The organism is Lacrimispora xylanisolvens, assembly GCF_002934545.1.
Classification (GTDB): Bacteria; Bacillota; Clostridia; order Lachnospirales; family Lachnospiraceae; genus Lacrimispora; species Lacrimispora xylanisolvens.
This window is the reverse complement of record NZ_PTJA01000010.1, coordinates 41,992-57,930: the sequence shown is the minus strand read 5'-3', so window position 1 is coordinate 57,930 and position 15,939 is coordinate 41,992. Positions and strand designations below refer to the sequence as shown.

The 15,939-nt window shown below is 43.4% G+C and carries 12 protein-coding genes and 1 other annotated feature; of the genes, 11 read left to right on the top strand and 1 reads right to left on the bottom strand.

Annotation, left to right across the window (positions count from 1 at the left end; genetic code table 11):
- The first annotated feature begins 23 nt into the window (after positions 1-23).
- From BXY41_RS17720 to tyrS, 6 genes are all read left to right on the top strand, one after another.
- Positions 24-1,220, top strand: a complete 1,197-nt coding sequence (locus tag BXY41_RS17720) for a Gfo/Idh/MocA family protein (protein ID WP_104438206.1) — start codon at positions 24-26, stop codon at positions 1,218-1,220.
- A gap of 21 nt (positions 1,221-1,241) precedes the next feature.
- On the top strand, positions 1,242-2,252 hold the full coding sequence (locus BXY41_RS17715; protein ID WP_104438205.1) for a Gfo/Idh/MocA family protein: 1,011 nt from the start codon (positions 1,242-1,244) through the stop codon (positions 2,250-2,252).
- Between the two features lie 21 nt (positions 2,253-2,273).
- Positions 2,274-3,140 (top strand): sugar phosphate isomerase/epimerase family protein, encoded by an 867-nt coding sequence (locus tag BXY41_RS17710; RefSeq protein WP_104438204.1) that lies wholly within the window; start codon positions 2,274-2,276, stop codon positions 3,138-3,140.
- A gap of 209 nt (positions 3,141-3,349) precedes the next feature.
- Positions 3,350-5,194, top strand: a complete 1,845-nt coding sequence (locus BXY41_RS17705) for a flavocytochrome c (protein WP_104438203.1) — start codon at positions 3,350-3,352, stop codon at positions 5,192-5,194.
- A gap of 177 nt (positions 5,195-5,371) precedes the next feature.
- Positions 5,372-6,136 (top strand): type I 3-dehydroquinate dehydratase, encoded by a 765-nt coding sequence (gene aroD, locus BXY41_RS17700; protein WP_104438202.1) that lies wholly within the window; start codon positions 5,372-5,374, stop codon positions 6,134-6,136.
- Between the two features lie 92 nt (positions 6,137-6,228).
- Positions 6,229-6,482, top strand: a binding site (T-box leader).
- A gap of 38 nt (positions 6,483-6,520) precedes the next feature.
- Positions 6,521-7,741 carry a tyrosine--tRNA ligase gene (gene tyrS, locus BXY41_RS17695; RefSeq protein WP_104438201.1) on the top strand — a complete coding sequence of 407 codons (1,221 nt, stop codon included), beginning with the start codon at positions 6,521-6,523 and terminating at the stop codon, positions 7,739-7,741.
- Positions 7,742-7,799: 58 nt separating this feature from the next.
- On the opposite strand, the gene BXY41_RS17690 is transcribed toward tyrS, so the two are convergent.
- A complete protein-coding gene (locus tag BXY41_RS17690; RefSeq protein ID WP_104438200.1) occupies positions 7,800-9,131 on the bottom strand; it encodes an HD-GYP domain-containing protein in 1,332 nt (443 codons plus the stop codon).
- Positions 9,132-9,324: 193 nt separating this feature from the next.
- On the opposite strand from BXY41_RS17690, the gene BXY41_RS17685 reads away from it, so the two are divergent.
- The 5 genes from BXY41_RS17685 to BXY41_RS17665 all read left to right on the top strand — a co-directional run bounded on the left by BXY41_RS17685 (position 9,325) and on the right by BXY41_RS17665 (position 15,930).
- On the top strand, positions 9,325-10,023 hold the full coding sequence (locus tag BXY41_RS17685) for a DUF1961 family protein (RefSeq protein ID WP_104438199.1): 699 nt from the start codon (positions 9,325-9,327) through the stop codon (positions 10,021-10,023).
- The gene (locus BXY41_RS17680) at positions 10,017-12,236 is read left to right on the top strand and encodes a helix-turn-helix domain-containing protein (protein WP_104438198.1); all 2,220 of its coding nucleotides are present in this window, start codon (positions 10,017-10,019) and stop codon (positions 12,234-12,236) included. The genes BXY41_RS17685 and BXY41_RS17680 overlap by 7 nt, the downstream gene beginning before the upstream one ends.
- Positions 12,237-12,441: 205 nt before the next feature.
- Positions 12,442-13,410 (top strand): ABC transporter permease, encoded by a 969-nt coding sequence (locus BXY41_RS17675; protein WP_104438197.1) that lies wholly within the window; start codon positions 12,442-12,444, stop codon positions 13,408-13,410.
- Between the two features lie 15 nt (positions 13,411-13,425).
- On the top strand, positions 13,426-14,328 hold the full coding sequence (locus BXY41_RS17670; protein WP_104438196.1) for a carbohydrate ABC transporter permease: 903 nt from the start codon (positions 13,426-13,428) through the stop codon (positions 14,326-14,328).
- Positions 14,329-14,352: 24 nt separating this feature from the next.
- Positions 14,353-15,930, top strand: coding sequence for an extracellular solute-binding protein (locus BXY41_RS17665; protein WP_104438195.1), 1,578 nt, complete (start codon positions 14,353-14,355; stop codon positions 15,928-15,930).
- Positions 15,931-15,939 lie beyond the last annotated feature (9 nt).

Genomic DNA, 15,939 nt, shown 5'->3' with positions numbered 1-15,939 from the left:
AATGTGACGGAAGGAGAATAAAAATGGAAAAAAAAATACGATACGGACTGATCGGAGCAGGTGTGCAGGGCAGCGCATATGCAGGGTTCTTAAGCGGACAGGCAGGATTTGCAGGAATGCCGGCGGTGGAGCGTCCTCCCCACTGTACTCTGGGAGCCTTATGTGACAATGATCCGGTAAAAGAGGCGATATGCAGGGAAAAGTATCCGGAAATACCGTTTTATAAAGATTGGAAGGACATGGTAGAATCCGGAGATGTAGATGCGGTGATTACAACCGTTCCTCATTATCTTCATACGGAAATTGCCATTTATTGCCTGGAACATGGAATGAACGTGCTGGTGGAAAAGCCTGCGGGAGTCTACGCAAAAGCAGTCCGTGAGATGAACGAATGCGCTGCGGCCCATAAAGATGTGGCGTTTGGAATTATGTTCAACCAAAGGACAAATAAACTGTACCAGAAGGTGAAAGAACTGGTTTCTTCCGGAGAATTGGGGGAAATCCGCCGCTCAAGCTGGATTATCAATTCCTGGTGGCGTCCGGACAGTTACTATAAGCAGAGTGACTGGCGCGCCACCTGGGGTGGGGAAGGCGGAGGCGTTCTGGTGAATCAGGCCCCCCACCAGCTGGATTTATGGCAGTGGCTCTGCGGAGTGCCTGATAAGGTAATTGCAAAATGTCTCTACGGCAGTCACAGAGATATTATTGTGGAAAATGACGTTACCATTGTGACAGAATACAGCAACGGCGCCACCGGCAGTTTTATCACCTGCACCCATGATCCCATTGGAACAGATCGATTGGAAATAGATTTGGATGGGGGTAAGATTGTGGTAGATGACAGTAAAACTGCTACCGTATATCGTCTGAAAAAAGATGAGAGCGAAATGAATGCGACCATGAGCATGATGGATGTCCATAAGCTGACAAGCGGCAATTCAGCGGGTGCAGGTGATATGATACTGAAAGAAACCTTTGAAAATACAGATGGCTGGGGAGTTCAGCATATTTCCGTCATGGAAAATTTTGCTCTTCACATTCTGGAGGGAGTGCCTCTTCTGGCTCCCGGCTCCGATGGCATTAATGGAGTGAACCTGGCAAATGCGGCTTTGCTTTCGTCCTGGCTGGGAACTGAGGTGGAAAACCCTGTTGACGAGGATTTGTATCTGCGGGAATTAAATAAGAGAATTGCTGCTGAGGGGAAATTCAAAACCAGATAATCAAAATAAGGAGAAGTATATATGAAAAGAGCGGCTGTCATCGGCCTGGGAGACATCTCTTCCATTCATATGATGTGTATTCAAAACAATCCTGAAATTACTCTGGCTGCAGTCTGTGACATAGAGGAAAATAAAAGGGATCAGGCTCCGGAGGGAGTGCCGTTTTATACCAGTTATCAGGATATGATTTCCAGGGAAAAGCCGGATGTGGTGCATATCTGCCTGCCTCATTACCTTCACGTGCCGGTTTCTATTGCTGCTGCAGAGATGGGAGTCCATGTATTATGTGAAAAGCCGGTGGCTTTAAATCAAGTACAGGGGCAGGTGTTTGCTGATTTTGAAGCGGCACATCCGGACATTCACATGGGAATCTGCCTTCAGAACCGATTCAATGAATCAGTGGAAGCTTTGAAGACAGTCATTGACAGCGGAAAATATGGCAGAGTTTGTGGGGCAAAAGGGATTGTGCCATGGTTTCGGTCCAGAGATTACTATGAAAGCAAACCCTGGCGGGGAAAATGGGATACTGCCGGAGGAGGCTGTATGATTAACCAGTCCGTCCATACCCTGGATCTGCTGTATTACCTGGGAGGCCCTGTAAACGGTGTGAAAGCATCGGTAAGTCAGCTTCTGGACTATGGAATAGAAGTGGAAGATACCGTTATGGCAAATCTCTTCTATGAAAACGGTGCCCATGGTCTGTTTATGGCAACCAATGCAAATTATAAAAACGAAAGCGTACAGATCTCCATACAACTGGATCAGGCGGAGTTTGCCATTATCGAAAATGTACTGTATCGGATCAACCCAGATGGCAGCAGGGAACGGCTGGCAGAGGATGCAACGTTTTTTGGCTCTAAATTTTATTACGGAGCCAGCCATGGGAAACTAATTAATAAATTCTATGATTCCATTGAAAAAGACAATCAGGATTATCTGCATGTCAAAGATGCACTGATGAGCATACGTCTGATTGATTCCATACAGGAGTCAGGGCGTACAGGTATGTTTGCTTCGTTAAAGGAACAATAAAAATGAGAGGAAAAATTTGCAATGAAAAAAGGGTTAATTGGAATTCAAATGAGTACGATCAAGGATAAAGTTGATAAATTAGGGGCATATGAGACATTGAAAGCCTGTGCTGAGATGGGATATCACTGTGTGGAGATCAGCCAGATACCTATGACTCCGGAAAATGTAAGTGATATAAAGAAAGCATGTGAGGAATTCGGCATTAAGGTAGCTGCCTGCAGCGCTTCTTTAGAACCCATGATGCCTGGCATGCCGGGAGAATATCTGACTACTGATTTTGATAAAATAGTGGCAGACTGTAAGGCATTAAACTGTGACCTGCTGCGAATTGGCATGCTGCCTGTCAACTGTATGGGCAGTCGTGAGAAAGCTTTGGATTTTGTAAAGAGAGCGGATGACTATGCAGGGAAATTGAAAGAACACGGGATAGATCTGTATTATCACAACCATCATATAGAATTTATAAAATATGATGGACAGTATTTGCTGGATATAATTAAAGACAATACCCGGTATATGGGTTTTGAACTGGATATTCACTGGATCCAGCGTGGGGGTGAAAATCCGGTTGAATTTATAAAAAATTATGCGGGCAGGATTCGGCTGATTCATCTGAAAGATTATCGGATCAGGGAAGTAAGGCTTCCAGAGGGAGCGTTTGACAGAACCACCTTTATGCAGGCATTTACTGATACCATTGAATTTGCAGAATTGGGAGAAGGAAGTCTGCCTGTAAAAGAGTGTGTGGAAGCTGGGTTTGAAGGAGGGAGCGAGTATTTTTTAATTGAGCAGGATGATACTTATGACCGTGATCCGTTTGAGAGTCTGAGGATCAGCAGGGATCATCTGATTGAATTAGGTTATAAGGATTGGTTTGAACTGTATTAATGGACTAATACTCACAGGTTGTTTTGTGTTTTGTCTTGTTCAGAAGAAAGGGTTCCCGTAAAGGAACTCTTTTTTTACTTACAAAAGGTCTTCTTTACATTCCAAAACTTTTTAAAGTAAATAAAGTATGATAAATTATTATCAAAGTTTTCATGCAATTAATTAACTTAAAAAACTGTTGTTAACAGCGAAAAAGTGAGGAGAATGATATGAAAAAAGGAATATTTGCGGGTATTGCTGCAATGGCAGCAGCGGCTGCAGCTGTAATTGTATTATCTGGTCCGGCTTATACCAGTCTGGACAAATCCGGGAAAAAGAATGCTCAGGAAGCGGCGGCTGAAGGCACGCTGGAACGTGAATCAAAACAAAACGAAAAACAGGCAGACATTGTTATAATCGGAGCGGGGGGAGCCGGTATGACAGCGGCTGTTGAAGCCACACAAAAAGGTGCCGCAAATCTGATTGTATTAGAGAAAATGCCTATTACAGGAGGAAATACCGTCCGTGCCACAGGTGGTTTAAATGCCGCCGAAACACCGTATCAGAAGGCTGATGGAATTGAAGATTCCATTGAGCTGTTTGTGGAAGACACCATGAAGGGCGGCAAAAATTTAAATGATCCAAAGCTTGTGCAGGTAATGGCGGAGCAATCCGCAGACGCAGTTACGTGGGTCAACCAAATAGGCGGAGATTTATCGGTAGTAGGGCAGTTCGGCGGAGCCAGTGTTAAGAGAATTCACCGGCCGTCTGATACATCGGCAGTGGGACCCATGCTTGTAAATGCTCTTAATGCAAAGCTGAAGGAACTGGATGTACCTGTATTTTTAGAGACAGAAGCAGTACATATTTTACTGAACCAAGAGGGTGCTGTGGTAGGCGTACAGGCAGTAACAAAAGGTGGAGAGCCTTATACCATTTCATGTAAGGCTGTAATTTTAGCAACAGGAGGTTTTGGAGCTAATTCTGAACTGGTGGTAAAATACAGAAAAGATCTAGATGGTTTCTGCACCACAAACCATTCTGGTGCCACTGGTGACGGAATTGTTATGGCCCAAGAGCTGAAGGCAGGACTTGTAGATATTGATCAAATCCAGACCCACCCAACCGTCAATCCGGATACAACCACCATGTACACAGAAGGTGTCCGTGGAAACGGAGCAATTTTAGTCAACCGGTCCGGAAAGCGTTTTGTCAATGAACTGGAAACCAGAGATGTGGTCTCTGAGGCCATTTTAAATCAGGAAGGAAAAACCTGCTTCATGGTGTTTGACCAGTCTGTAAGAGAAAGCTTATCTGCCATTGAAAAATATATTGGTCAGGGCATCATTACCCAGGCAGACACGCCGGAAGAGCTGGCGGAGGCAATCGGTGTTGATAAGGATCAGCTGAAAGCCACACTGGAACAGTATGCAGCGTATCAGACAGGTGGCAAGGATACAGAATTTGGAAGAGAAAGCATGGAAGTACCATTAAACATGCCCCCTTATTACGCCGGACTGTGCGCTCCAGCGGTTCATCATACCATGGGCGGAGTAAAGATTGATACAGCTGCCCAGGTCCTAAAAGAGGACGGTAATGCAATCCCGGGACTATTTGCAGCCGGTGAGGTAGTTGGAGGCGTTCATGGAGCAAACCGGCTGGGAGGAAACGCAGTGACTGATATTGTGGTGTTCGGAAGACTGGCGGGAAATGCGGCTTATGATTACGTTATGAAAAACGGCGGGTTTACGGAGAAAACCATGAAGGCTGCAGGTGAAGAGGAAGCAGCACAGCCAGAAGTGAAGGGTAATTATAAGGACGGAACCTATACAGGAACAGGAAAAGGAAATAACGGAGATATTACAGTAGAGGTGGTGGTAAAAGACGGAAGTGTGACCTCCATAGAATTGACCGATCATCATGAGACTCCTGGAATCTATGAGGCAGCAGAAAAGACGGTTATATCTGCCATTATCAGAACCCAGAGTGATACTGTAGATGGTGTATCGGGAGCGACGAACTCTTCCAATGGAATCAAAGAAGCGGTTGCAGCAGCTCTTGAAAAAGCAAAATAAACCTTTATTAGAATATTACAAATAGAGCGCTGGAAGCATTCCTGCGCTTTATTTATATGCTTTTTTCCAGCCGGATTTACTTTTTAGAAGAAAATGTATTTGAACTATTTGCAGTTCAACGTTATAATAGAAAAAATAATTTAGGGGAACTTTGCAGGATAAGGAAAGGAAGACAGGATGAAGACGGTCAGAGTAAGAGATGTGGTCATTGGCGAAGGTATGCCCAAGGTATGCGTTCCGATTGTTGAAATAAAACTAAAAGATGCGGTAACATTTGCCGAAAACCTGGAAGCAGGCGGTGCTGATATAGCGGAATGGCGGATTGACTGGTTCGATGAGGCATATGAAATCAGCAAAGTTGTGGAAGCAGCAGGGTGTATCCGGAAAGCATTGAAGGAAATTCCTCTTCTTGCAACCTTTCGGACTGCAACGGAAGGTGGAGAAAAGGAAATCAATGTAAAGCAGTATATTGATTTAAATCTTGCTCTGATCCGCTCCGGTTATGTGGATATTATCGATGTAGAATTATTTTTTGATGAAGAAGCCGCAAAGATTCTTGTGGAAGAAGCTCACAGGCTTGGAGTCTGTGTAATAGCTTCCAATCATGATTTTCAGAAAACACCGGAAAAAGAGGAACTGTTTCGCCGTGTGAAGATGATGATTGAACTTGGCGCAGACATTCCTAAAATTGCTGTAATGCCCCAAAATGTAGAAGATGTTATGATACTTCTGACAGCAACCTATGAAATGTCCCGCTATATTTCAGACCGGCCTGTCATAACCATGTCTATGTCAAAAGAGGGTGTGATCAGCCGGTTTTCCGGTGAATTTTTTGGATCGGCACTGACCTTTGCAGCTGTTGGAAAAGAATCGGCACCTGGACAGATTGATGCGGGCAGTTTAAAAAAGATGCTTAGCCAGATCCATAATATTATTTCATGATTATTCGTTTTTTTTGCGGAAACTGCTTTAATAAAAAGGATCTTGACAAATAAAAAGAAACCTCATATACTAAAAACTAACTTCATATATAAGTAAAAGCATTGATAAGAACAAGTAACAGTACGTAAAACCAGACAGAAAGCAGCCGGTTGATGAAAGGCGCATGGAAAACGGACTGCGAATACATCTTTGAGCTTCGCTCCAAAAGGCATGATTGCCCAGTAGGCGGCGACGGATTCCTGCACCCGTTATTGTGCTAGAGTATCAGACGGTACTTGAAGAGATAAGCAGCGTGAGCTGTTTATGAAAAAAGGTGGTAACGCGAGATTTTAACCTCGTCCTTTTAACAGGACGGGGTTTATTTTTATGTAAAGGAGAATTGGAATGACAATCTACGAAGAACTGAAAGCCAGAGGGCTGATTGCCCAGGTGACCAACGAAGAAGAGATCAGCAAAATGGTCAATGAAGGAAAGGCAGTATTTTATATTGGATTTGACCCCACAGCAGACAGTCTCCATGTGGGACATTTTATGGCTCTGTGTTTAATGAAACGTCTGCAGGAGGCAGGAAATAAACCAATCGCCTTAATCGGCGGAGGAACCGCTATGGTTGGCGATCCTTCCGGAAGAAGCGATATGCGTCAGATGATGACAGTGGAAACCATTGCTCATAACTGCGAATGCTTTAAAACCCAGATGAGCCGTTTTATTGACTTTTCTGAAGGTAAGGCAATGATGGTAAACAATGCGGACTGGCTGATGGACTTAAACTACGTTGAATTCCTGCGGGAAATCGGACCTCATTTCTCAGTAAACCGTATGCTCAGTGCGGAATGCTACAAACAGCGTATGGAAAAAGGCTTAAGCTTCCTGGAATTTAACTACATGATCATGCAGAGCTACGATTTCTATGAGCTGTTCCAGCGCCATGGCTGCAACATGCAGTTTGGCGGTGATGATCAGTGGAGCAACATGCTTGGAGGTACCGAACTGATCCGGAGAAAGCTTGGTAAGGATGCCCACGCAATGACCATTACCCTGCTGTTAAACTCAGAAGGCAAAAAGATGGGAAAGACCCAGTCCGGTGCTGTGTGGCTTGATCCGGAAAAGACTTCTCCATTTGATTTCTTCCAGTATTGGAGAAATATTGCCGATGCTGATGTATTAAAGTGTCTGCGTATGCTCACCTTCCTTCCTTTAAGCCAGATTGATGAGATGGATAGCTGGGAAGGCAGCCAGTTAAACGAGGCAAAAGAAATCCTGGCTTACGAGCTGACCAAGCTGGTACATGGCGAAGAAGAAGCAGAGAAGGCGAAAAAGAGCGCAAGAGAACTGTTTACAGGCGGCAATGCAGAGAATATGCCGTTATGTGAGCTTGAAGAAGCTGATTTTACAGACGGCAGTGTTGATATTTTGACCATTCTCCAGAAATCCGGACTCGCACCCTCCCGTTCAGAAGCAAGACGGAATGTGGAACAGGGCGGAGTCACCGTAGAGGGAGAGACGGTCAACGATATAAAAGCTTCCTATACCAGAGAACAGCTGGCTGACGGAGCTGTTGTGCGCCGGGGAAAGAAGAAGTTCGTGAAAGTGATTGCAAAATAACGGTATATTAGTATAGAGAAAAATGGCTGTATCCATATGAAACGGATACAGTCATTTTTTATGGCCACAACGCAGCCTTCTCCTGTTTTTTAATAGAGAGTGCAAAATTCAGTTTTTCGTCATCAGTTGTAAGACCCAGCAGATACTGGTATTCATTTTTCAACTTTTCATAGATACGAAGGATAGGCCTGCAGCGGATAGCTGTTGTCTCAAGAATGGAGTCCAGATTGGTGACTGCAATGGTTACAATATCCGGATCCACAAGCTGGTCGTTTTTCATGCTTTCCAGGATGGTTGTTATTTTTTCCAATGGATAGGATTCCTTATAACTTCTTGTTCCTGTAAGTGCACTGATGATATCTGCAATAGCAACCAGGCGTTCCTCTTTCGATAAATCCTTTGCAAAGAGACCATCGGGATAGCCGGTACCGTTTAACTTTTCATGGTGGCGCAAAGCAATCCGTTCCACTGCTTCGTCGATGCTTCCGCCAAAGATCTCTTTTGTGTAACCTACATGAGTCCGCATGATATTCATTGCCTGCCGGCTTAGTTTACCCGGGTACTCAAGGATCTCTACCGGGACTGCTATTTTCCCAAGATCGTGAAGCAGAGCGCCGCAGAGAATTACATTTAAACGGTCTTCCGGATAGGAGAGAAGTTTTCCCAGCTCGTAGCTGATGCTTGTGGTAGTGATGGTGTGGGTGACGGTATAGTGGCTTCTGAAATCGATAATAAAAACCAGCATTTTTAAATAATCCGTAATTGCCTCCCCTGACAGCGGAATTCCGGTAAGAAACTGATTAAACTGACTGTCCGCTTTCCATTCTTCCTCAATGGAATTTTTAAAATCCAGTTTTTCCGCCAGTTCTATGATATGGGAGGCGTAAACGGTTCCCTGGTCCTTTTTCAGTAAGGAAAGTGTCTCCTCCCAGGAACAATTCTGCAGAGACATTAATACATCGATCCGGTCTGCTATATGGATCAGCTGTCCCAAATCCTTCATTAAAGAATCCAGGCTGCGTTGTTTTTCCAAAAAATCCCAGTTGAGATGGTGCAGGAGTACTGCGGGGGCGAAATCCTTTAAGGGCGAGAAGTAACGGATAAAAAGATATCCATAAAAAGAATGATCCCAGACATCTTTTGTTTCAAACTGAAGCATACGGGAGATCTCTTCTGTCTTGTAGGCTCCCACATCATGAAGCTGAGCTACAAAGCAGATGTTTCTCAGTTCTTCTTTTGTAAAACGGCCAGTTTCTCTAAGCATCTGGAAAACAATGTAAGACACATGGGAACCATGCTCTGTAAGCCGTGGATCTATGTAATTGCAAAAACGGCGAATGATGTTTAAAATGCTCTCGTTATTAATATCTTTGGTGTACTGAACCTGCATGCATGCGATTCTCCTTTCGTACAAAACTCTGTATCACAGTTTACCATATTCGACCAGATATGGAAAGATGAGATTCACATCTTTGGTGTGTAAATTTTAGATGCAGCCGGGGAAAACGAGTTGAGAATAATGGAAAGCGGTTGTATAATAAACTGGTTAGTATCATGAGAAAGGTGCTTATGGAGGGAATCGCATGAAGAAAGAAACGACGGGTTACGTTCAACTGATTGAAGAAAGGTTAATTTACGACAATCCCCTTACCAGACCGGAAGATATGGAAGGCTTCGTGGTAGAAGGAAAGGCATCAATAAGTTTTGAAGAAGGCAGTATGCGTTTGAAAAACAGTCTTGATGAGGAGTTGGGACAAAAAGCCAATTACGTTTTGTGGTGTCCAGAAGAATTTCCGGAAAATATTAAAATCACATGGGAATTTAAGCCGGTTACGGATCAGGGGCTTTGCATTTTATTTTTTGCAGCGAAAGGGCGGAACGGGGAAGATTTATTCGATTCCTCCCTGGCAGAACGAACGGGTGAGTACCCCCAGTATCACAGCGGTGACATCAATGCATTCCACGTATCTTATTTTCGCAGAAAAGAGCCAGATGAGAGAGCGTTTCACACCTGCAATTTAAGAAAAAGCCATGGCTTTCACCTGGTTGCACAAGGGGCGGATCCTTTGCCTGGTGCAGCAGATGCACTGGATTTTTACCGGATATCCGTACGTAAATATCATGGAGATATTCGATTCTCCATTAATGATATGACAGTATTTGAATATAATGATGAGCTGGAATTGTTCGGAAAGGCGTTAAAAGGCGGAAAAATTGGATTCCGTCAGCTGGCCCCGCTGACAGCTGATTACAGAAATCTGAAAGTCTTTGAATTATGTTAATTGATTTAAAGAACAAAAAGCTATTTGCCATAAAAGACGGGAAATATGAAAAGCGCCTGTTTACCCAGTTTCTTCTGCTTGTAACGGTTCCACTTATTGTTATGGGACTGGTTTCTTACTTTATTTATGTAAATGGAGAGACAGAAAAAAGCAGACAGGCGCTGGAATCTTACTGCAATAGTGTGGCGAATGAGTATGAGAACCTTTTTTCTTCTGTCAGGGAATATTATCTGGACAGTACAAGCAGCACCTCCATTAAATGGTTGGTCAATCAAAAGGAAGTTCCCTATTCCCAGTATAAAGAAGTGAGGCAGGCCCAGAACATGCTTCAGGGCAATTACTTTTTATCCAAATACATCGGTTTTTACAATTTTATTAATGTAAAAGAAGGATGGGTTCTCAGCAAGTTTGGAATGTATAACTATAAGGATTTAAAAAACAAGGGAGAGACAGATCTGTTTTTACAGGATCAGAAAGAAGTTCCGTTATCTCTTTACTGGCTGAACCGGACCGATGTGTCCGGTCCCTATCAGGAAGGGGCGAAAGAATCCGGATTTATTGATACATCCGGAGAACTGCTCATCGTAAAGGAAGAGTACGCCAGTACCGGGCTGGTCTATCTGCTCACGGTTCAGCTGAATATGAAGCAGCTTGGAACTCTGACTGAGCCATATCAAAAAATGGGCTATGATGTGACTGTGCTAAGTCAGGGGAAGGTCTTAATGGAAACCAATCCTGATTTTACAGCAGCTTTTTTAAAATCAGGGAAGTGTGAGAAGTCAGACGGAGGATTTTTTTCATCTCCCAAAGGAAAAAAATACCGTTATCGTGTCAGCCGTTCCGGCAGCAATGGTCTTGTTTACATAACTGGGATGGATACGGAGAAAATGAAACGGGGCGGTATTGTATTTGTATTTGCTTCTGTGGCAGTGATTGCCGCTTTTGGAGTGATCCTGGTTCTTTTACGATTTGCTGCTTCTGTTTTTTCCGAACCTCTTTTGAAACTCCAGAGATTTGTGGATGATCAGAATGTGCAGATCAGGGAACTGTTTGTGTCAAACCTGGTAAAGGGCGAGCTGAATATGGACCGGATACAGGATACCATGAAGAAATATGGTATGGAGGCGTTTCATTCCTACCGCATGATCGGAGTTTCCTGTAAGTTTGATGAAAGAGAAAAGAATCTCATCCAGGAGGAGCAGGATGAACTGAACAGAAAAATCCTGCTTGGCCTTCCTTTAGAAGTGAAGGAAGCATTCTTTGTGGCTCCGGTAATTTACGAGCACACACTGTTATTTATGATAGGAGAAAATGATGATATAGAAGAGGATCATAAGACTGCACTGGTCTATAAGCAGATGAAGGATTATATTATGGAGGCATACGGATATCCCACAGCCTTCGGAATCAGCCGGACATTCCATAAACTGACTCATGCCAGAAGAGCGTATGACGAATGCTCGGAAGCACTTCACAGCAAGAATCATGACCGGAATGAAAATGGTCCATCCCTGGTTCTTTACGATGATTATTCTCTTATGGATCCGGCTGGGAATGTGTACGACAGAATTGTGGAGGATGAGTTGATTCATGCTGTGGAAAGCTGCAATGAGGAAGAAGCCAGGCGTCTGCTGGATCTGATCCTGGAAAGGCTTGAAATTAAAGGGGCTTCCGGCATGGAACGAACTTATTATGTCACCCGGCTTTTGACAGCCATCCTTGATATACCGGCAAAGGTCTCCATGCCTCTTTCTGATATTTTTGACAGTGAGCAGTACGATGTCTTAACCAAGGCTTCAAGAATTTACGGAAAAAAGGAACTTTTCACCTATTTATTTACGGAAATTCTGGATCCGGTGATGGAGGCCCTTAATGATTACCGGCAATTAAATTCCTGTGATATCGCAAAACAGGTAACAGCCATGATTAAAACTAGCAGCGGCAATATTACCCTGAATGAGTGTGCCGACGCCTTGAGCTATCACCCCAATTATATCAGCCGGGTACTAAAACGGGAAAAGGGGATGTCATTTACGGACATGGTCAATGAAGAAAAACTGAAGATAGCCAAATATATGCTTTTAACCACCCAGGATCCCATCGCTGAAATATCAGCCAGATTAAATTATAATAACGTACAGAATTTTATCCGTTTTTTTAAAACCCAGGTAGGAATTACCCCTCTGGCTTTTCGTAAAGAGCATCGGGAATAGGAAAAATCAGATGGAAACAAAATGATAATTCTAAAGGACAAGCCTTGGAAACTCCTTATATTATAAGGGGATCCAGGGCTTTTTTGTGATAAAAATCAGGTTTGATTATGATTATTTACAAAAGCAGATACCTGGTGTAGGATAGCCTCACAACAGGGGAGCAAATTTCATAAGACAATCCCCGCAATATTGAGGAGGAGAGACAATGAGTCAGAAAGCAGAACGTTTCGTTCCGCAAAAAAGGGGTGTATCCCTTAAGCAGGCATACCGCTCTCATAAGTGGCTGTATCTAATGATTATTCCGGGAGTAATCTATCTCTTGGTTTTTCATTATCTGCCCATGGGTGGACTTATCATGGCATTCCAGGATTTCAGCCCTTATAACGGAGACACCATGCTGGGGGCATTTTTTCACAGTCCGTTTGTGGGATTGGCAGTCTTTCGGAAATTTTTTACCGGACCGGATTTTATTCGTATATTAACCAATACGCTTTCTATTTCCATAGCCAGCCTGATTTTTTATTTTCCAGCGCCCATTCTTCTTGCACTTTTATTAAATGAAATCAAGAATATGGCATTTAAAAAAGCGGCTCAGACAATGGTATATATTCCCCATTTTATTTCCATGGTGATTGTGGCGGCTTTAACTGCCCAGCTGTTCAGCACAACCGACGGTCTGGTGTACCACTGGCTCACTGGAATATTTGGAAAAAATCATGCTCCGGATATCATGTCCAATCCAAAGCTTTTTGTTTCCATGATTGTTGGTCAGAATATGTGGAAGGAAACAGGATACGGAACGATCATATTTCTGGCTGCTTTATCTGGTGTTGATGTGCAGCTTTATGAAGCGGCTGAAGTGGACGGCGCAAACCGGTGGCAGAAAATGTGGCACATTACCCTTCCAGCCATACGATCCACCATTGTAATCATGCTGATCTTAAAAGTGGGAACTATTTTAAATACCGGCTACGAACAGATTTTCCTGATGCAGAATTCCATGAATCGTGCCGTATCCGATGTATTTGATACTTACATCTATACAAAAGGTGTCGTAAATGGAAACTATTCCATGGCAACGGCAGCAGGCATGTTTAAATCCATTGTCTGTATGATCATGGTACTTGGAGCAAATAAGCTTGCTAAGCTGTTTGGGGAATCTGGATTCTATTAATGGGGAGGTCATAAAATGGCAAACACAAAAACAATCAAAATAAAGCGAAGTCCGGGAGACCAGCTGGTTCAGGTGATTATTTACATACTGGTAGGGGGATTTGCACTGGCTACCCTGCTGCCCTTCGTATACATTGTGGCAGGATCCTTTGCTACAGAACGGGAATTGACAGAACGGGCATTTTTCGTATTCCCTCACACTCTTTCCTTAAATGCTTACCAGTATATATTTAAAACCGGCGATGCAGTGAAGGGAATTATAAATTCTGTTTTTGTAACAACCGTGGGAGTAATTATTAATATGACGTTATCGGCTACCCTTGCGTATCCATTATCCAGACCTTATTTTAAGGGAAGAACGTTCTTTACCAACATGGTTATCATCACCATGCTTTTTACCGGAGGAATGGTGCCTACCTATATGCTGGTGGCAAATGTACTTCATTTAAAAAATTCTTATTGGGCGCTGTGGCTGCCGGGAGCAATCAATCCCTTTAATATGCTTATTATAAAAAACTACTTTCAGGGATTACCATCAGAGCTTGAGGAGGCGGCCAGAATGGATGGCTGCAATGATGGGGAGATATTTGTTAAAATCATTCTTCCTTTATCCAAACCGGTTCTTGCCAGTGTTGCCCTGTTTTACGCAGTTACCCACTGGAACTCTTATTTTAATGCAATGATGTATATTTCAGACAGCTCAAAGGAAGTAATTCAGATTGTGTTAAGGAGGATTATATTCCTCACTTCCAAGGTAGCCAATGAGAGCAGTTTCGATTGGGGAGCCTTTGGAATGCCGCCTCAGAAAGCGGTGAAGATGGCAACAACCGTAGTTGCCACCATTCCCATTTTATGTATTTACCCATTTGTTCAAAAGTACTTTACACAGGGCGTTATGGTTGGCTCTGTAAAAGGATAATAAAAGTTTAAAAGGAGAAGTGTTATGATGAAACAGGTATGGAAAAAGGCAATGGCAGTGACCCTTGCCGGTACAATGGCGTTGTCCATGGCAGGGTGCAGTTCCAAAACAACCAGTCAGACGGCAGGAGAGTCAAAAGAGTCAGGTACGGCAGAAGCGGGAGAAGGAAAAGCATCTATTTCCATGATGGTTACCCAGTTTTATGGAACTGAGCTGAAAAATGATCATTCCGATGAAGTGATTAAAAAATTTGAGGATTATACCAATACCAATGTGGATTTCCGCTGGGAGGCAAACGACACCTATAATGAAAAGCTGGGTCTGGTGCTCATGGACAAAGACAATATGCCTATGATTATCACCGGAAAGGGAGATTTATCAGCTAACGTGGTTGATGCAGCAAAGAAAGGTGCGTTCTGGGATTTAAGCGAATTTATTAAGGACAGTGCAAGCTATCCCAATTTATCAAAGGCAGATCCCCAGGTATTAAAATCCATGACAGTGGATGGAAAAGTCATCGGATTATACCGTGCCAGGGAAATCGGCAGATTTGGATTTTCTTACCGCACCGACTGGGCAGAAGCAGTGGGCATTACCCAGGCACCGAAAACAGTGGAAGATGTTTATAACATGCTTTATAAATTCACCTATGAAGATCCAGATGGCAATGGAAAGGATGATACATACGGGCTGGAAATGACCAAATATGTAGGACCAATTGATATTATACAGTCCTGGTTCGGAACCGGCAATGAGTGGGTGGTGCAGGATGGAAAGCTGATTCCTGTTCACCAGACCAAGGAATACAAAGAAGCCTTAACCTGGGTCAAAAAAATATATGATGATGGTCTGATCCGGAAAGACTGGGCAACTGTGGATTCCGGTACATTTGGCGATGCTCTTAAAAAGGGAGAAGCGGGTGCATTCGTAGATGTTATGGACAGTGCAAAAAGAATCTGGAACTACTATATTCAAAGTGATATAAAATCTGTAACAGATCCGTCCAAGACAGCCACCATGACCATGGTAGGGCCGATTAACGGAAAAACACTGGCAACCAGCGGCTTTAACGGTTATTATCTGATCACCAAAGCAGGTGCAAAAACAGAAGAAGATGTGAAGAACTGCCTGCATTTCCTGGATAAGATGTGTGATAATGAAATGCTTGTGCTGGCTGATTACGGTCTTGAAGGTATTACTTATGATTTAAAGGATGGAAAAGTTGTGGTGAGAAATGATCTGGAGGTTCAGCAGACTCCTCATACCGGATTAAATCAGACCATCTGCTATATTCCAAATCTTGCTTCGACTGAACCGGTTCTGGAAAAGACAGAACCAACCATTGCCCAGGATAAGGCTTATGCAGAAAATAAAAAGGTTGCTGTCTTTAATCCGGCACTTGGTTATCTTGCTAATTCCGGTGTCAATGCAGAAGTAGGTACGGATATTGAACAGATTATTGATGATGCAAGAACTCAGTATATCTGTGGACAGATCGATGAGGCTGGTCTTGACGCAGCTGCCAAACAGTGGTTAGACAGAGGCGGTGACAGATTAATCGAAGAAATCAATCAGCTGTATCAGCAGGATACTGGGAAATAGATTGGGCCT